Raw genomic sequence first — 16,530 nt, 5'->3', positions numbered from 1 at the left:
TGACGGCCGGCGCCGTCACAAGGCGACCGTGCCGATCACTTCCCTGTATGTTGAGTGGCAACCGCCTCTTTAGGCTTGACGTAACGGTCGAGCCAATCGGTCATCTGCCACAAGGTCTCCTGCGTGGATTCCATTGCGCGATAACCGTGCGGCTCGTTGGGGAGCACGACGTAGCGGACGATTGCGCCATTGCCCTTCAAGGCGGCGTACATGCGTTCGGACTGGATCGGGAACGTGCCCGAATTGTCGTCCGCACCGCCATGGATCAGCAGGATCGGCGCTTTGATCCGGTCTGCGAAGGTGAAGGGGCTCATTTCGGTGTAAGTCTGCGTCGCCTGCCAGTAAGTGCGCTGCTCAGCCTGGAAACCGAACGGCGTCAGCGTGCGGTTGTATGCCCCCGAACGTGCGATGCCGGCACGGAACAGGTCCGTATGGGCCAGCAGATTGGCCGTCATGAAGGCGCCATAGCTGTGCCCGCCCACGGCCATACGACTGCGATCGCCCACGCCCGTGGCGACGACCGCGTCGACTGCCGCCTGTGCGTCTTCCTGCAATTGCTTGACGTAAGTGTCGTTCGGTTCGGCCCCGTTCTCACCGATGATCGGCATCGCCGGATCGTCGAGCACGGCATAGCCCTGCGTCAGCAGGAACAAGTGGCTGATCCCACGCGGACGCACGAAGCGGTTACCTTCGTCGACCGTCTGGCCAGCCACCTTGGGGTCCGTGAATTCAGCCGGGTAGGCCCAGAGCAGTGTAGGCAGCGGGCCATCGCGCTTCGCGTCGTAACCGGCAGGCGTATACAGCGTGCCCGAAAGCGGCAGGCCATCGGCCCGCTTGTATGTGATCGTACGCTTGGTCACGCCGGCGAAGACCGGGGCAGGATCGGGCAGGTCCGTCACTTGGCGTGGCTTGCCGCCACCGACCGTCTCGATCACGTAATTCGGCGCTAGCTTCGCACTTTCACGGCGTGTCAGGATATGCTTGCCGGCATCGTCCAGAAGCGCCTCAACGGACTCGTAATAGGGCGCCTGCGCAATCCAGAGCCGGGTCTGATCACCGCCTTCTATCGGCATGCGGGCCAGAAACGGGAAAGCACCCGCCTTGGTCGCACCTTCGCCCGAGGCGAACACCGCCTTGTGATCGGGCGTGAAGCGCATCACTGGCTTGCCGGCGGCGTTCTCCTCCAGCATCGGCATGCCCGGATCGCCGTAGCGGTCCTGATAATTGCGCGTCAGCAGAAGGCGCGCCTCGCCGGAGTTGGAGGGAGACACGGCGTAGCGATGTTCCGTGCGCGTCTTCCATTCGCGGTCCAGGACGAGCGCGAAGCCATCGTCACCCCATAGCGTTCCCGCATAGCGCTTTGCGACATCCGCGAACTTGGCAGGCGCTGCGGCGAACGGCGCGGATTGGACGAAAAGGCGGTCATGGACGGACACATCCATTTTGGGATCGCCGCCGTCCTGTCCTTCGGCCCAGAGCAAGGTTGCAGGCGCATCGGAGCGCCACTCGACTTCGCGCGGCCCCTTCACCACAGCATCGAAATCGACCGGCAGATCGTCGGCCAGCGGGCGGTCGACGATGGTGCGGACAGGCTGACCGCCGGCGGTGGAAACGGCAATCTCGGTCGGGAAGAATCCGGCCGGTAGCAGGTAGCTGTAGGGGCGCTTCAGGCGCTCTGTCAGCAGATAGCGACCATCGGGAGAGGCCGAGAAATCGGTCCACAGCCCGGCCGGCTTGATAGCACTTGCGGCTCCATCGAGGCCGACGCGCATGAGGACGCCGGTGAAGTAATAGTCGAACAGCGCCTCGTCATGCGCGTCGCCGAGGAGATCCTCGTAAGTACGCGCGGCCGAGCGGCGTCCATTGCTTTCCTGCACGACCGGGCCGGTCGGCGCCGTGCTTTCCGCAGGTGGCGTCCCGCGCGCAGGATCGACCACGCGCACGATCAACCCCTGGCTGTCGGGAAGCCACTCGTAAGGAGCGCCGGGAAACGCGCCGTTGACATGCTCGACCAGAGCCGCGGCCTTGCCATCGAGGGTCGCTGTCCACAATTGCAGGCCATTCGCCACCTGCACCACCATTGCAAGGCGCTTGCCATCGGGCGACCAACTGGCATTCGTAAACCGGGTGCCCGCAGGCAAGGAGACTGCAACCTTCCGCCCGCTGGCAAGATCCTGCAAGGTCAGGGCGTTGAGCCAGGGCACACGCACTTCAGCCTGCCCGTTGGTGGCAGGATCGATGCGATAGCCACCAAGCCGCAGGATCGGCTTGGCCATATTGGCAACCGTCGGCAGGTTTTCGCGGCCCAGGATCGCCAGCGTCCGGTGATCCGGGCTCACCGCCACGGCGGGCGTCGGCGGCGTTTCAAGAATGCGCGCGATGGCTTCGGGGGCACGGTGGTAACCGGAAGGCTCGGCATTCGCCAGCGCGGGAACCGCTGTGGCCAGCAGCAGACAAAGCACGGAGCGGCGCATGTTTGGATTTTTCCTTTGAGGTGTTGGAGAGCGTCTTGCCGGCAACATCCTGTAGAAAAAGGGAAATGACAAGAGGCGCGCGACATCTGATCGGAGGGTAAAATCCGGATTTGTGCTCAAGCACTCACAACGCTGCAATGCTTGCGTAGATGTCTGACCTTGATACGTTGCGACCACTCGCCGCGATGACCGATCTAACGCCAGCTAAGAGCGAAAGACTCAACGCGCCACTGCGCCTTGAAACAGGCAACACGGATCAACCGTATCATCGCGCATTGAACCGGAAACGGATCGCGCCTCCTGTCGGACAATCATGGGCTATCGCCGTCCCTCGATACTCGTCCAGCGGTCCCGCTCTTCGGGGCGCGACGAACTATCGGCACCGGCGCACGCATTACGCAATCCCTATCTCACCTTGCCGGACGCCCTCCGCTTGGGACGTGGATCGATTGGAGCCAACGAAAAAGCCAGGCTGACAAGGCGATCTTTGCCTTCCGCCTTCGATTGGCTCGTCAATTCGCTCAAGCGTTCGAGTAGCGTGTTCACCTCGATCAGGTCGCTGGCGCTCAGCCAACCCTTGTTGCGTGAAGCCCATAGCTCGCGCTCAGGACCGGACACGACAGCATCCACTTTGCCCAAAGCACCCTGAAAATCGCGCTCGGCTATTTGCAGCAATGCGTGAGCGAAATTACGCAGTTCGCCAGCATTGCCTTCAGGGCGCAGATCATAGGCCAGCCGAATTGGACCGCCGCTGCGGCTAGCCAATCGGTAGCGACGATCGCCGTTTTCGTCCGCCGGCACCTCGCAGATCAGCCCGCCCGCCGCGAGCGTGCGCAAATGATAATACAAACCATCTGCCGGGCGCCCCAGTTCTTCGGCCAACGTCGCAACGCTCGCCTCGCCTCCGATGGCAGCCAAAGTGTCCACCAGTTCCTGGCGCATTGGCGAACTCAGAAGCCGGATCAGCGCCGGATCGCCGAGCGCCCCTGGATCGAATTGATCACCCATCCACATGGACTCCTGTTGAAATACGACCCATATATTTCAACGAATCGTTCCATGGAAGCCCGAGATCCGTACAAGGCTGCAAACGAGGAAGGCTGATCGTGAATTGCTCTAAGGTCCTTGCTGCAATCGTGGTTCCGGCATGCATTTTGTCTAGCACCTGCCTGGCGGCCGCTCCGCAATCGTTCGAACCCGCCGCTCTGCAGGCAGATTTGCGCTTCGCCATCGACACGATTGAACGGCAGCATCCCCAACTTGAACATTCGACCACCCAAGAGCGTCTGGAAGCCGCCGCAGTATCAATACGGGGGCAGCTTTCCCGCCCCATGACGCAAGCGGAGGCGTGGGCGGCCATGGCGCAACTCAACCCACTGCTCGCGGACGGCCACTTGTTCATTGGCCTACCGAATTGGCGAGAACAGAGCGCAGAGGAAGTGCGCCAGGGAGCCGGATTTTTCCCTTTCGAAGTCAAGCTCAACAGGCAGGGTTATCCGGTCATTACGGCAAAACTGGGCGGTGCCGCGACGCCGTACGCCGGGCGTAGGATCACGCAAATAAATGGCCGTGATGCCCAGGATATAGCGTACGCCTTGCTGGCCCGGATGCATGGAGACACGCCAGCATTTCGGGCGGCTTTGCTATCGCAGCGCTGGTGGCTTGGGTTCGCCAAACTCTATGGCACGCCGGCAGTCTACGATCTTCATGACCAGACCTCACATAGAATATCGGCGGGACATGTGCTTCCCGCAATCCTGCAGCAAGAGGCTGACTTTGATCGCCTTTACTCCTGTCGCATCGACGCGGACCATACGGCACTGATGACGGTTGCCTCCTTCGCTTGGAGCGACAAGGCACAGTTCTTCAAATTTACGCATAACTGTTTCGCACGGATCAAGGCGGCTTCGACGCAGCGCCTGCTAATCGATGTCAGCGCCAATGGCGGCGGGGATGACGATATGTGGAAAGAGGGTATCCTCCGCTACATTGCCACCAAGCCATACAAGCAGGGCTCGACTTACGTTAAGCGTGAACGAGATAGCTCCCTTTCCTCAGGAACGATCGAGACCGCGACCGCGCCAATCCCTGGCGAAGCGCTGCAATTCAGCGGCAAGGTTGAGGTCTTGATCGGCCCCTTGACGTACTCGTCAGCGGTGTTGTTCGCCAATGTCGTGCGCGATTATGGCTTCGGCACCTTAACGGGCATTGGAAATAGTGCACGAACACAGCAATCCGGCGGCGTACAATCCGTACCGCTCCCAAATACCGGATTGGTTCTTTCCTACCCGCGCTTTGTGCTCAATCCGCCATCAGGGGCAGCCGCACCAAGGTATCTGGAGCCGACGGACCAGATCACCTCGCCATAAGAGAGCAGCGGCCCAAGGCCGCTGCGAAACCCGTCCGGCAGCTTCCCTACGGTCAGCAATAAAACCTGCCGGTCATTTTTCGGCCAATAACGGTACCGCGCCATGATAATTCGAAGGCCGGCATCGTGGCGGCCTAATCGAAAAGCCCGCGCGATCTGGCTATTGCCGTCGCTTCGCCTCTGGTTTTGGCATCTATCTTGCCTAGGATCGCCGAGACGTGATGATCGACTGTCTTGGCTGAAATGAAGAGGCGTTCGCCGATCTCCTTGTTGGTCCATCCCTTGTCGATGGCATGCAGCACGTCGAGTTCGCGGCGGGTCAGACCGAAGCTGTTGGCGCGCGTGGAATTGCGGGGGCCGCGCACCCCGTGGCGCTGCCCCCGCGCGCCAAGGGCTGCGCGTGCACGGATCGCCGTTGCCGTCGCCCCCAGCCGATCAAGGAGCGCCAGCCCGGCGGCGACCTGCTCCTGATCCCCTGCAATCAATATCATGGCTTCTTCGAATGGCATCGCCTGTGCGCGGCAGGCGGCGGCCGCGTCGGCAATCTCTCCAGCGGCCAGAGCGGCATAGCAACCGACCAGTCCAGCGGGCGGCGGAACCGAGGCACCCAGCCGCACACGCCAGGCCCACAAGGCAGCGCGATCCCAGGGAGAGCCGGTGGCATTGGCCAGGTTCGCAGCCATATCCAGTAGGGTCAGCACCTCGTCTTTGCCGTCGTCGCAGGTCCAGGCGCGCTCTGCCACGATCAATGCCATACCCACAAAACGCGGTGCCTCACGGCCGTTTTCCATGTGCGCACGCAGTTCAGCGATGAGGGTATCGGGATCATCGTCTCCGCGCCGGATCCGCAGAAGGGACAGTGCCCGCACTGCGGGATTGCGCATGAGGTGGGTGTTGCTGCGATCGATCACCACAGAGCGGGCCAGACGTTCGGCCTCGTCCCAGCGGCCGAGGTCGAGCAAGGTCAGCGCTTGGGCGCCGGTCATATAGTCTGCCCATGTCTGCAGATCGCGCTCGCGGCAATATTCAATGCCTTCGTCCAGAACCGCGACCGCCTTGGCCAGGTGGCGAGCTTGCATCAGCGACCAGCTCTTGTTCGTGTAGGCGCGCGCGACGTGTTCTTCGCTCGCCGAACTGAGGCCCAGCGCAATACTTTGGTCGAGCAAGTCGAGACCGCGATCGAATTCCTCGTATTGGATCGCCGTGCCGTAATTGTTGAGCACGGTTGCCAGAATGTCATCGCGGCCAAGCTGCCGGGTGATCGGGATTGCCTGTTCGCTCCAGCGCACCGCCTCCACCGCATCGTCCGCCAACATCGCCAGATGCGCAAGGTTCGCATAAGCCAGTGCCAGTTCCGGTGTGGTCGCATGGTCGGCGAGTATGGCGACAGCTTGCGCCCCCTTGTCGTCCGCCTGACTGCGCTGTCCGTTCAGGTAATGGAGCCGCGACAGGAAGCGAAGGCAGTCGCCTTGGCGCAAGGTGTCACCGGCATCCGTATGGATCGCCAAGGCTCGCTGTTGCCAAGCAATTGCCAGATCCATCTCGCCCGTCACGTGCAATTCGAAAGCATATCGTTCGAACTGACGAGGATCACCGCCCGCGCATTCGCCCTCAAAGAGCGCTGCCCAGGCGTCAGCGGCTTCCCGGTGTGCCCCCAGACTTGAGGCCTGGGCGGCAACGAGCGGTGCCAGTTCCTCTATCCGCGGTCGGTCCCCCGCGCCGATTGCATGGTGCAGCCGGCGCGCAGCACTGGCGCCGGCCTGATCGAGCCGCGACAGCTCCCGGCGATGCAACTGCGCACGGCGCTGCGGCGAAACCGCATCCTCGATCACCCGGCGCGTGATTTCGTGGCGGAATGCGAGGCCGGTTCCGTCGGCCAGCAATAGCCCGATCTCGGTACAGGCCGCGATTATCGCGTCTGGAACCTCGGCGGCGCCAATCTGCTCAAGCGAGATGCGCCGTGGCATGATCGAGCAATAGTCGAGGAAGCCGCGCGCCGCTTCGTCGAGACGATCGGCCCGGCCGATCACGATATCGTCGATCGAAGCGGAACGCTTGCCGCCTGCTGCCAGAAGTTCGGTGACGAGTAGCGGGTTGCCTCCGGTCGCCTCATGGATCGCGGAGCCGATCAGCCCCCGGGATGCCGCCAACTCACCCACAGCAACGGGAGACAGGCGAGGAAGATCGAAGCGGTGGCGGATTGTCGGCGACAGATCGTTTGCCGCCCTGGCCAGACGGTTTCGCGCGTCCTGATCTTCGTTGCGCGAGGAGATGATCAGCATGAGAGGCAGATCGGCAATCCGCCGGCCGATGTAGCGTACGAAATCGATACTGGCATCATCGGCCCAGTGCAGATCCTCGATCAGCAGCATGGTCGGTGTTTTTGAGAGGCGGTCCAGCGTATCCGCGAACAGGGACAGACGGGCCCCGCTGGCGGCTGCGTAGTCGACTGCACTGTTGTCGACTACGGACAATTCGCGAAGCAATGTCATCGCCTCGGCCGTGGTCAGGTCTTCACAGGCGGACCATAGCAATCTGATCCGCGCGCCAAGCCTATCGGCAATCGCGCGCAGCACACTCGTCTTCCCGATACCCGCTTCGCCCACAAGGAAGACGACGCAGCCGTGGCCGCCGACGGCCTCGGCCGCCAGCCCGTCCAGTTGCGCCACGATGTCGTCTCGTTCGAGCAGCATTCGCCATTTTTACGGGGAAAGCCGCGAGCCGGAAATAGGGAAGCCAAAATGGGGAATCGGGAACTGCAAAATAGGGAATGCGGCCGATGCGGGAAGGTACGAAGCCGGCGATCTTGTGCGGGCTAACCAAGCACAAGGAGAATGCCAATGCCCCGCTATATCGTCGAACGGACCTTTCCCACCGGGCTCCACATCCCGTGCAATGCGGACGGTGCCGGTGCCTGCATGGGCGTTATGGACCAAAACGCCGTGGACGGCGTGAACTGGATCCAGAGCTTCGTGTCCGCCGACAAGCAGAACTCTTTCTGCGTCTACGACGCGCCCGATCCCGAGGCGATCCAGATCGCGGCGGACCGCAACGGTTTGCCCGTCAACCGGATAACCGAGGTCCGGGTGCTCGATCCCTTCTTCTATTTTTGACGTGGAGGTTCCCATGATATGGCTGTCAGCCCTGAAGGGCCGCTCGAAGGCGCTCGCTTTCGCCGCATGCTGCACGCTGATCCAGTTTTCATCGCTGAATCGGCTGGTGATCTATCTTTCGACCGGTACGGTTGTGTAATCTTGCGCGGTGGCAGCCCAGACCGGCTGCCACCGCCGCGGGATGGGAGCAATACCATGAAGCGTATCGCTATCCTTGCCTTCAGCGGCATCGCTTATGCCGTGTTTCTGGCGACTTTCCTCTATCTGATCGCCTTTCTCAGCGGGCTTCCGATCGTTCCGCATGGCGTGGACCACGGCGGCGCTGCAAGACCCGCGCTCGCCGCCGCGTCACTCGATCTGGCACTCATTCTCGTTTTCGCGCTCCAGCACAGCATCATGGCGCGGCCGTGGTTCAAGCGGTGGTGGACCCAACTGGTGCCCTCACCCATTGAGCGGAGCGTGTATGTGGTTGCCGCGAGTGCCGCTTTGATCCTTCTGTTTGCCGGGTGGCGCCCCATTCCGGGCGTCGTCTGGGCCACCGACGGCGCTGCGGCTGCGATCCTGTGGGCCCTGTTCGTCGCCGGTTGGCTGCTGGTGCTCGTCAGCACTTTCCTCATCAGTCACTTCGAACTCTTCGGACTAAAACAAGCCTGGAACTACTGGTGCAACAGGATCGAAGCCTCTCCGTCTTTGTATACACCCTGGCTGTACCGGGTGGTGCGACATCCGCTTTACCTGGGTTTTTTCCTGGCTTTTTGGGCGGCGCCGACAATGACCGCGGGCCATCTTCTTCTCGCGATCGGGATGTCGGTGTTCATGCTTTTTGCGATCCGGTTCGAGGAGCACGACCTGATCGAAACTTTCGGAGAGGCATATATTCGCTATCGTCAGCGCACGGGTATGTTGCTGCCTCGGATAATTCGGCGAAAAGAGTAGTTTGCGCTGGAAAACAAAAAGCCGGGAGACAGCATGACCGAAATAGAACGGTGTGCCGCGATTGAGGCGATCAGGCAGGCCAAGGCGCGCTATTGGCGCGGTGTCGACCTATGCGATGGCGATCTGGTCCGATCAGTCCTGGCTGAGGATTGCGCACTCGATTATCACGGATGCTGTATCGATCCGCAATCCGGGGTGGATTACCTTCCTTCGATGAACGTGACGCTTCGCGGTCGCGATCAGTGGGTATCGGACGGAATGGCGCGGCTCGGCATCGTCAGCGTGCATCAGGGCCATCAGTCGGAAATCGAGATCACCGGCCCCCATACGGCAACCGGCATCTGGTCTTTCACCGACCGGATGTTCTTCCCGGCTGGTGGCGCATTCTCGCGGTTGACTGGCTATGGCTTCTACCACGAAACCTACGTCAAGTTCGGCGAAGCCTGGCAGATCAAGACGACACGGATTACGCGCATCCGGGTGAAAGTCGAATAGTGCACAGCCGACGAACCAGGGCATCAATCATCTACAAGGCCACTGGCAATTTACGCGCCTTCTTGCGCACACAAAGATCGAAAATACCGTTCGTCATCTGGGTGTGGACGTTGAGGATGTCCTCACCCTCGCGGAAAGCACGGAAATCTGAGGCGACTGGCTCCCCCCGTCCCGACGAGGAGCCAGATCGACAGCAAGGCGCCCCAATCCGATCATGTATTGGTCGCACCATTAAATCCCAAGAGCCGCCGGTCCTTGACGCTATGATCGGCCCGGATCTTATGACCGGGCGCTAAGGCCGCATGCCTGGGCTAGTAATCGAACCGAATAGTGCCGATCACGCTGCGCGGGGCTGCGTAAAATGCCTGGCCCCATGCCAACGAGTTGAGATACTTTGTGTTGGTCAGGTTGCGCACGTTGATGCTGGCCTGGACGTGATCGACCACCTTGATGCCTGCAAGGGCATCCACCACGGCGTAACCCTTCTGAGAAATCGGAAGCCCCGCGCTGTCGTCAGTCGCGCTGATCGCGCTCTGGTAGCGGAACTGTGCGCCAAGCTTGAGGTCGCGCCATTCCGGCACCTCGTAAGTTGCGGCCAGCTTGAAGCTGTCGCGCGGGATCTGGTTCTGGGTCCGCAGGCCCTGGTCGTCTTCGATCTTGAGGTGGGTGAAACCGCCGCTCAGCAGCCAATGGTCCGTGACGCGCCCGGAAACCTCGACCTCGAAACCTTTGGAGGTCGTATCCAGCGCCTCGTAGTAATCGAGCCCAAGGGGGCCATCCGTCCCGTCGAATGTGCCGAGATAGCTGGCGAGGCCGCGCTGCTTGGCCTTGAAGATGGCCGCCGTGGCCGAGAGGCGGTTGTCCAACCAGCTCCCCTTGAGGCCGGCTTCCAGAGAGGTGCCTTTCGCGGGGGAGAGCCGGCGATTGTCGATATCGACCTGGCTTTGCGGCGAATAGATATCCGTATAGCTCGCGTAGAGCGTGAGATTGCGGGTGAGATCGAACAGGAGGCCTGCATAGGGGCTGACCTTGTGATCGTCCCGCGCCAGATCGGATCCGTAGGAGAAACCCGTCGTCTTCAGCCAAACGGCGGAAGCACCGGCCACACCCTTCAGCCTATCGGTGAAATTAAGGTGGATGGCGCCGTAGACCCGCGTCAGCCGATTGCGCTCGCGTCCCTGAAGCTCGATCTCGGGAAAATCGGGTTCCGGCGGCACGAAGGAACTGAGCTGGCGGATATCGCCATAATCGATTTCGGCATCCGAAAAGCTTTCGTACTCGCTGCTGCGGAGCCAGCCGTTGGACACGCCGAAAGCGAGTTGATGGCTGCGTCCGAACAGTTCGACACTGCCCGATGCATAGCCGTCGATCAGGTATTGCTTGTTCTGGCTGGGATAGATGCCGGTGCTTCCGACAATGCCAAGGCCGGTCTCCGGATCCGGCGTACCCGAGGCATAGAGCCGCTTCGCATGGGAATCGTTGTTGTTGTACGTGAAGACGCCGCGCACAGACCAGTCGCCGCCGAACTTGTAGGTCAGTTCCCCGAATGCGCTCTCATTCAGGACATTGGCGTAAGTCCACGGCGCCGAGGTGCTGGCCGAACGTGGATAGGCTATGCGCGTGCCGTCGCTGTAAACCAGCGGCAGAGCACCCCACAGGATGCCATCGGCCTTGTTTTCCTGCCGCGTGTACCCAACCGTGGCGGTAAGTTCCGGCGTAATGTCCAGAGCAACCGAACCGCCTACGACGGTGCGATTGACCTGGTTGTAATCCAGATAGGAATTGCGTTCCTCGTGCGCGGCGATGACGCGGGCCCGCAGCGTTCCGCTGGCGTTTATCGGGCCTGAGACGTCGCCTTCCAGGCGCCACATGTCGAACGATCCCGCATAGGCAGAAGCGTTTGCCTGAAACGTCGCGGTCGGGCGTTTGCGCAAATAGTTCACGGTGGCGGACGGATTGCCGACACCGGTCATGATCGCGTTCGCACCGCGCACGATCTCGACCCGTTCGTACAGGATCGTATCGAGATCGCCATCCACCGCGCCAAGCAGAGGAAGGCCGATGCCGTCCACCTGGAAATTGGTGATGTCAAAGCCTCGGGAGCTGTATTCCGTGCGGTCGGTTTCATTGCGCTGGACGGTTACACCAACCGTTTGTTCGAGCAGGTCGTTGACATTCGTCAGCGCGAAGTCGTCGATCCGCTGCCGATCGACAACTGTTACCGACTGGGGCGTTTCACGGATCGAAAGGTCGAGGCCCGTGGCCGAGGAACTCTCATTGAGGTCCACCTGCTTGGACCGAGCGCCTGTGACAATGATATCCGTTCTGGGCTGCGCCTTGTCATCGGCGTTCGGAGCCTCAGCGGCGTAGGCCGGGACGGCGATCAGTGTAGGTATGGCGAAAGTGAAAAACGTCCGAGCCAACAATTCCAATTCCTCCCCATCGGTGAAAGCGCAGTAAAACGCTCGCTAATGCGAATCAACCGCAAGATGCCCGTATATTTCGATATCGCGTTCGCGGCAGCAGGGCGAAACTCCCCTGACAACGCTGCAACGGGCGGCCTCGGTTCAAGAGCAGAACTCGGCCTTCTCAAGCGGACTTTCTCGGTCCACGCGATTTTGCCCTCATCCCTGTCAGCCAAGCAGGAATTCGACCGGCACGACGAGCTCCACCGTCTCGCCACCACGTTCGGCTGGCGGCTTTGGCAGGGGCTGGGCGCGTTTTGGCAAGGAAAGCGCTTCGCGATCCAGATCCGGAAATCCTGAACTTCGTTCAAGCCGGCAGGAAAGCACTCTGCCCTCCTTGTCCATCACGAAGCGCACGTAAGGCACCCCCTGCTGCCTGCGCGACTTGGCCATGGCCGGATAGTGGCGATGCGCGTTGAGGGCCGCCAGCACGCGGCCCTCCCACGAATCGGGGGCATTGCTGGAAACCTGCGGGGCCGGCGGCGCGGGAAGTGTTTTTGGCGCCGCTGCCTGGGACTGCTGGGGGGCCGGGTCAGCCGGCCTGGTCGCAATTGAGGCAGGCTGGGGAACCGTCAGAATGGGTATGGCAACCGGAATCGGGGGCTGCGCTTTCGATGGGGCCGCCGGCGTCGGCTTGTTTTCGATCGGCTTCGGGGCCTCCTGCTTCTCGGGCGTCTTCTCCGGAGGAGATGCCGCGGCCCTCAGGTTCACCACTGCCAGGGCCGAAGTAGCGGGAGGCCTCGCCGTGACCACGGAGACCGCGATCAGGAAACCCGCCGCGACGAGCGCATAGATTACGACGGTTCCGATCAGTCCATAGAAGCGGCCCATTGCAGCGGGGCGATATCCCCCTCGTTCGATCGGCGCATCAGAAGCCATCGTTGTCGCCCCTGCTCGCCCGCCGATGCATCGTGGGTGGCATCATGTGTCGCGCACTCACCGAGAGCGGAACCGCAAGAGCGATCCATGACAGCGCCCGCCACACGTTTCCTCCCTCTCCATCGCCGCCAAAAAGCGCCGCCAGCAGCCCGAACAGGGTCAATCCGGCCAAGGCGACCGGCCAGTACCACTGCCGATACCTGGATGCATCCTGCACTTTCATCCCGGCCTTCCCGCCTTCTGCTTGCCGAACCAGAGGTAAAGCCCCGTAACCAGCACCGCGATCGTCACCAGATCGAACAGTGCCCAGAGAATTTTGAGTGGCAACCCGCCATAGTCACCGAAATGCAACGGACGTGCGATGTTTAGGGCATTCAGATACCACGGAAAATCACGATCCAATCGGGCGTGTCCGGAGAGGACATCGACCATGACCGGCCGGTAGAGCCGCCCGGTCAGCGGGGAACCGCCATGCATCCACACGGTCACGTAGCCGGGACTTCCGACCGGTGATCCCGGCAGGACCATGCTGTTGGGGATGAGGTCAGGCGCTGCGCGGCGGGCAGCGACGAGCGCTTGTTCCGCCGAGACCCCGCCGCCCGCTTGCACCGGGACACCCCCATCCGTCATGCGAGCAGCCCGCCAGACCGCAAAGAGCGGTTCTTCCAATGTGTTGATCGTGCCGGTCACCGCCACCACTGCCAGCCATGCCGCCGTGGCCACGCCCAGCAGGTTGTGATGATCCAGCATCCTTACCCGCAGAGGCCGGGTGTGCCTGATCTCTCCGAACCGCAAATGACGCGTGAACGGTCCGTAGAGCACCACGCCGGAGACGATCGCCAGCAAAGCCAGCAGCCCCGAAGCACCAAGAACGAAGTATCCGACGAGCCCCGCGAAGAGGCGGCTGTGCAGCATGAGCACGGCGCCCATCACATCCGGCCCGGCCGACGGCGCGCGAAGCGGCAGCGCGGTTCGCGCGTCGAACGCCGTATCGCCCGCCTTCGCGGTAACGAGGTGAACGACGCCGGGCTCCTCGTCCTTCCAGTAGATCGCCTGCACCGCGCCATCGGCACTGCCCGTGATCCGGTCCAGCGAAGCCGCCGGCCCATGTTCTCCTGCAGGAGGCACGACCAACCTGCCACTTGCCGCGTCGATCTCGTCGTGGAAGATCAGCGGCAGGCCGGTCAGGCAGAGCATCAACAGGAACGCCGTGCAGGCCAGGCCCGACCATCGGTGAACGATCGACCAGGCCTGTAGTCTACGGAACCTCACCAGGCCGTCACCAGCGGTAGGCCAGCGAACCCAGTACCGTGCGCCGCAGGCCGAAAGCGCAAAGCGAGGCGTTCTGGCAATAGGCGACGTAGCGCTTGTCCAGAAGGTTGCTGGCGTTGACGCTCAGTTTCCAGCCCTCAAGGGCTTCTCCCATGCCCGACAGGTCAATGCTGGCCATGGCATCGACAAGCGTGCTGGCTTTCACCTTGAAGGTGTTTAGGCTGTCTCCATAGGTCGATCCGACATAGCGCACGCCGGTGCCCAAGGTCAGACCGGAGAACCGCCCCCCGTCGAACGTATAGTCGGCCCAGCCGGATGCCTGATGGCGCGGCACGCCGAACGGCCGCTTGCCCAGATTGTTGCCGAAGGCATTGTCGGTGTCGTTGCTCTTGGTCACTTTGTTGTCGAGGTAGGTGTAGCTGGCGATCAGGCCGAGTTGCGGCACCGGATGGGCATGCAATTCGAATTCCACGCCGCGCGAACGGATTTCGCCAGTCTGTACGCTGAATCCGGTGTGCGTCGGATCGGGATCCGGCGTCGTCACGTTCTGCTGCGTGAGATGGAAGACAGAAACGGTGGCGAATGCATTCAGGCCGGCAGGCTGGTACTTCAGGCCCGCCTCGTACTGCTCGCCGGTGGTCGGACGGAATGCCGAATCGTCATAGGTCGTACCAACGGTCGGCTGGAACGAAGTGGCGTAGCTCACATAGGGCGAAATGCCGGCCGCGAAGCTGTAGACCGCACCGATCCGTCCGGTCAGCTTGCTGTCGTTCTGCTTGGTGATTTGGCCGCCGATCCGCTCGTGATCCGTGGAGCCCGCCCAATCCTGTCGCAAACCGGCCAGCACATCGAGGTTTCCGACGTGGATCTGGTCCTGCGCATAGAGGCCGAGCTGGTCTTGCCCCACGTTCTCGTCGCCCGAGTAGGCCGGCATCGTGAATGTCTGGCCGTAGACTGGCGCGAAAGCGTCGAGCGTCGGCTGCCCGACGAAGTCCGAGCCATAGCGCTCTTCGTAGTCGATCCGGCGATAATCGAGCCCGACAAGCAGCGTGTGCTCCAGCGCGCCAGTCGAAAACTTCGCCTGGGCCTGATTGTCCACGGCGACCTGCCCCAGGCTTTCGTGGTGGGTGAAGGTATAGCGGTTCAGCGTGCGCAAGTCGGACTGGAAGCCGTAGGTGAAGACATTGTCCAGTTTGTCGCGGATATGCGTGTAACGCAGGTTCTGGCGCAGCGTCCACGTCTCGCCAATGCGATGCTCCAGCATATAGCCCAGCCCCCACTGCGTGCGACTGTGCCGGTCGAACGACGGATCACCGATGTCGAGGCTGGTAGAGACCTTGCCGTTGGGATTGGCAGTGACCGTGCCCTGCGACGGCACGAAATTGTAATAGCCGGCCTTGGGATCGTACTGCACGTTGCCCAGCACGGTAAGGTCGGTGTCCTTGTCGATGTGGACGGTGACGGCGGGCGCCAACGAATAGCGCTCAGTCTCGACATGATCGACCTGGGAGTCGCTGTGACGGGCCAGACCGGTCAGGCGATAGAGCACGTCTCCCCCGGCATCCAGCGGTCCGCCAAGATCGAACGCACCCTGGAATCGGTTCCAGCTCCCGGCCGAAATCTGCACTTCATGCAGCGGATCGGCGGTGGGGCGCTTGCTCACCAGATTGACGATGCCGCCTGGATAGGCCTGCCCGAACAGCACCGAGGCGGGGCCATGCAGCACTTCCACGCGCTCAAGATTGTAGGGCTCATAGGAAGCGATGTTGTAGGAAACGTCAGGCAGGATCAGACCGTCGAGATACTCCTCCAACCGAAAGCCGCGACCGAAAACGTACTCCTCGCCATCGGTGTTGACGCCGCGTTGCTCGGCCTGAACGCCGGAGGTGTAACGCAGCGCCTGCGGCACGCTCTGTGCTGCCTGTGCGGCGATCTGGGCACTGGTGACGACCGAAATGGCCTGCGGCGTGCGCACAATCGGCGTGTCGGTCTTGGTCGCAGTCAGGCTGCGTGTCGCCACGTAGCCGTCGCCGGGACCGGTCGGGCGTTGCGGGTCGGTGGCGTCGGCATTGGCGGCGCTCTGCGTTCCGCCCGTTTCCTCCACCCGTACCGGGCCGAGTTGTACCGTCCCGTCGGCAGCCTGCGGCACGGCTTCCAGCGAGACCGTCGTCCCCACCATCCGGAACGTCAGCCCCGTGCCGACGAGCAACCGGCTCAGCGCCTGCATCCGCGAAAGCGATCCCTTTACTGCCTGCGATGTCCGCCCTGCCAGCAAGGGGGCCTGCGCGCTGACCTGAAGCCCGGATTGCTGACCGAACGCCGTCAGGGCATCTCCAAGCGGCTGCGCCGGAATATCGAAGCTGCGCACATCGTCCTGAGCCTGTGCCGAAGCCGCCGTGGCAATGACCACCGATCCTGCCGTCATCAACAGCGCAGCCAGTGCGACCCTGCGCGATTTGTCCTTCCGCGACCCACTCCGTCCGGCGAACCCACCCTGAACCACCAAAAATGCCTCCTTCGTAACGATC

General features: G+C 62.0%; 13 protein-coding genes and 1 pseudogene. 6 read left to right on the top strand and 8 right to left on the bottom strand.

Translation table 11 applies throughout. From position 1 onward, the window contains the following. Positions 1 to 35: 35 nt before the first annotated feature. Both ACZ1JV_RS06070 and ACZ1JV_RS06065 read right to left on the bottom strand, forming a co-directional pair. Positions 36 to 2,474 (bottom strand): prolyl oligopeptidase family serine peptidase, encoded by a 2,439-nt coding sequence (locus ACZ1JV_RS06070; protein ID WP_465148784.1) that lies wholly within the window; start codon positions 2,472 to 2,474, stop codon positions 36 to 38. Positions 2,475 to 2,879: 405 nt separating this feature from the next. Continuing rightward, positions 2,880 to 3,482 carry a winged helix-turn-helix domain-containing protein gene (locus ACZ1JV_RS06065; protein ID WP_465139630.1) on the bottom strand — a complete coding sequence of 201 codons (603 nt, stop codon included), beginning with the start codon at positions 3,480 to 3,482 and terminating at the stop codon, positions 2,880 to 2,882. 98 nt (positions 3,483 to 3,580) lie between these two features. Between ACZ1JV_RS06065 and ACZ1JV_RS06060 the strand changes: the two genes are divergently transcribed. Further along, positions 3,581 to 4,843 (top strand): S41 family peptidase, encoded by a 1,263-nt coding sequence (locus ACZ1JV_RS06060; RefSeq protein WP_465148783.1) that lies wholly within the window; start codon positions 3,581 to 3,583, stop codon positions 4,841 to 4,843. Between the two features lie 133 nt (positions 4,844 to 4,976). Here the strand turns inward: ACZ1JV_RS06060 and ACZ1JV_RS06055 are convergent, their stop codons facing one another. Next, on the bottom strand, positions 4,977 to 7,535 hold the full coding sequence (locus ACZ1JV_RS06055; RefSeq protein ID WP_465148782.1) for a helix-turn-helix transcriptional regulator: 2,559 nt from the start codon (positions 7,533 to 7,535) through the stop codon (positions 4,977 to 4,979). A gap of 147 nt (positions 7,536 to 7,682) precedes the next feature. Here ACZ1JV_RS06055 and ACZ1JV_RS06050 point away from each other — a divergent pair, with 147 nt between their 5' ends. The 5 genes and pseudogenes from ACZ1JV_RS06050 to ACZ1JV_RS06030 form a co-directional block, all read left to right on the top strand. Beyond that, positions 7,683 to 7,955, top strand: coding sequence for a DUF4242 domain-containing protein (locus ACZ1JV_RS06050; protein WP_465148781.1), 273 nt, complete (start codon positions 7,683 to 7,685; stop codon positions 7,953 to 7,955). Positions 7,956 to 7,968: 13 nt separating this feature from the next. Beyond that, a complete protein-coding gene (locus ACZ1JV_RS06045) occupies positions 7,969 to 8,094 on the top strand; it encodes a hypothetical protein (RefSeq protein WP_465148780.1) in 126 nt (41 codons plus the stop codon). A 56-nt stretch (positions 8,095 to 8,150) separates the two neighbouring features. Further along, complete coding sequence (gene mddA, locus ACZ1JV_RS06040; RefSeq protein WP_465148779.1) at positions 8,151 to 8,891, top strand: methanethiol S-methyltransferase; 741 nt, start codon at positions 8,151 to 8,153, stop codon at positions 8,889 to 8,891. Between the two features lie 33 nt (positions 8,892 to 8,924). Next, positions 8,925 to 9,386 carry a nuclear transport factor 2 family protein gene (locus ACZ1JV_RS06035; protein WP_465148778.1) on the top strand — a complete coding sequence of 154 codons (462 nt, stop codon included), beginning with the start codon at positions 8,925 to 8,927 and terminating at the stop codon, positions 9,384 to 9,386. 8 nt (positions 9,387 to 9,394) lie between these two features. Then, positions 9,395 to 9,537, top strand: a pseudogene (locus tag ACZ1JV_RS06030) (integrase); the annotation flags it as partial. A 160-nt stretch (positions 9,538 to 9,697) separates the two neighbouring features. On the opposite strand, the gene ACZ1JV_RS06025 reads toward ACZ1JV_RS06030, so the two are convergent. From ACZ1JV_RS06025 to ACZ1JV_RS06005, 5 genes are all read right to left on the bottom strand, one after another. Then, on the bottom strand, positions 9,698 to 11,809 hold the full coding sequence (locus ACZ1JV_RS06025; RefSeq protein WP_465148777.1) for a TonB-dependent siderophore receptor: 2,112 nt from the start codon (positions 11,807 to 11,809) through the stop codon (positions 9,698 to 9,700). Positions 11,810 to 12,019: 210 nt separating this feature from the next. Continuing rightward, positions 12,020 to 12,730 carry an energy transducer TonB family protein gene (locus tag ACZ1JV_RS06020; RefSeq protein ID WP_465148776.1) on the bottom strand — a complete coding sequence of 237 codons (711 nt, stop codon included), beginning with the start codon at positions 12,728 to 12,730 and terminating at the stop codon, positions 12,020 to 12,022. Beyond that, positions 12,720 to 12,953, bottom strand: coding sequence for a hypothetical protein (locus ACZ1JV_RS06015; protein WP_465148775.1), 234 nt, complete (start codon positions 12,951 to 12,953; stop codon positions 12,720 to 12,722). The genes ACZ1JV_RS06020 and ACZ1JV_RS06015 overlap by 11 nt, the downstream gene beginning before the upstream one ends. Then, complete coding sequence (locus ACZ1JV_RS06010; RefSeq protein ID WP_465148774.1) at positions 12,950 to 14,002, bottom strand: PepSY-associated TM helix domain-containing protein; 1,053 nt, start codon at positions 14,000 to 14,002, stop codon at positions 12,950 to 12,952. The genes ACZ1JV_RS06015 and ACZ1JV_RS06010 overlap by 4 nt, the downstream gene beginning before the upstream one ends. A 7-nt stretch (positions 14,003 to 14,009) precedes the next feature. Beyond that, complete coding sequence (locus ACZ1JV_RS06005) at positions 14,010 to 16,427, bottom strand: TonB-dependent siderophore receptor (RefSeq protein ID WP_465148773.1); 2,418 nt, start codon at positions 16,425 to 16,427, stop codon at positions 14,010 to 14,012. Positions 16,428 to 16,530 lie beyond the last annotated feature (103 nt).

The sequence above is a fragment of the Novosphingobium sp. BL-S-19 genome (assembly GCF_055521675.1).
Note: the sequence above shows the minus strand (reverse complement) of the source record. Positions and strands in the feature narration are given on the sequence as shown.

Bases quoted from the DNA above. Each gene is read 5' to 3' on its own strand.
- ACZ1JV_RS06020 (WP_465148776.1), bottom strand. From the start codon at position 12,730: ATGGCTTCTGATGCGCCGATCGAACGAGGGGGATATCGCCCCGCTGCA.
- ACZ1JV_RS06015 (WP_465148775.1), bottom strand. From the start codon at position 12,953: ATGAAAGTGCAGGATGCATCCAGGTATCGGCAGTGGTACTGGCCGGTC.
- ACZ1JV_RS06065 (WP_465139630.1), bottom strand. From the start codon at position 3,482: ATGGGTGATCAATTCGATCCAGGGGCGCTCGGCGATCCGGCGCTGATC.
- ACZ1JV_RS06005 (WP_465148773.1), bottom strand. From the start codon at position 16,427: ATGACGGCAGGATCGGTGGTCATTGCCACGGCGGCTTCGGCACAGGCT.
- ACZ1JV_RS06045 (WP_465148780.1), top strand. From the start codon at position 7,969: ATGATATGGCTGTCAGCCCTGAAGGGCCGCTCGAAGGCGCTCGCTTTC.
- mddA (WP_465148779.1), top strand. From the start codon at position 8,151: ATGAAGCGTATCGCTATCCTTGCCTTCAGCGGCATCGCTTATGCCGTG.
- ACZ1JV_RS06050 (WP_465148781.1), top strand. From the start codon at position 7,683: ATGCCCCGCTATATCGTCGAACGGACCTTTCCCACCGGGCTCCACATC.
- ACZ1JV_RS06035 (WP_465148778.1), top strand. From the start codon at position 8,925: ATGACCGAAATAGAACGGTGTGCCGCGATTGAGGCGATCAGGCAGGCC.
- ACZ1JV_RS06055 (WP_465148782.1), bottom strand. From the start codon at position 7,535: ATGCTGCTCGAACGAGACGACATCGTGGCGCAACTGGACGGGCTGGCG.
- ACZ1JV_RS06070 (WP_465148784.1), bottom strand. From the start codon at position 2,474: ATGCGCCGCTCCGTGCTTTGTCTGCTGCTGGCCACAGCGGTTCCCGCG.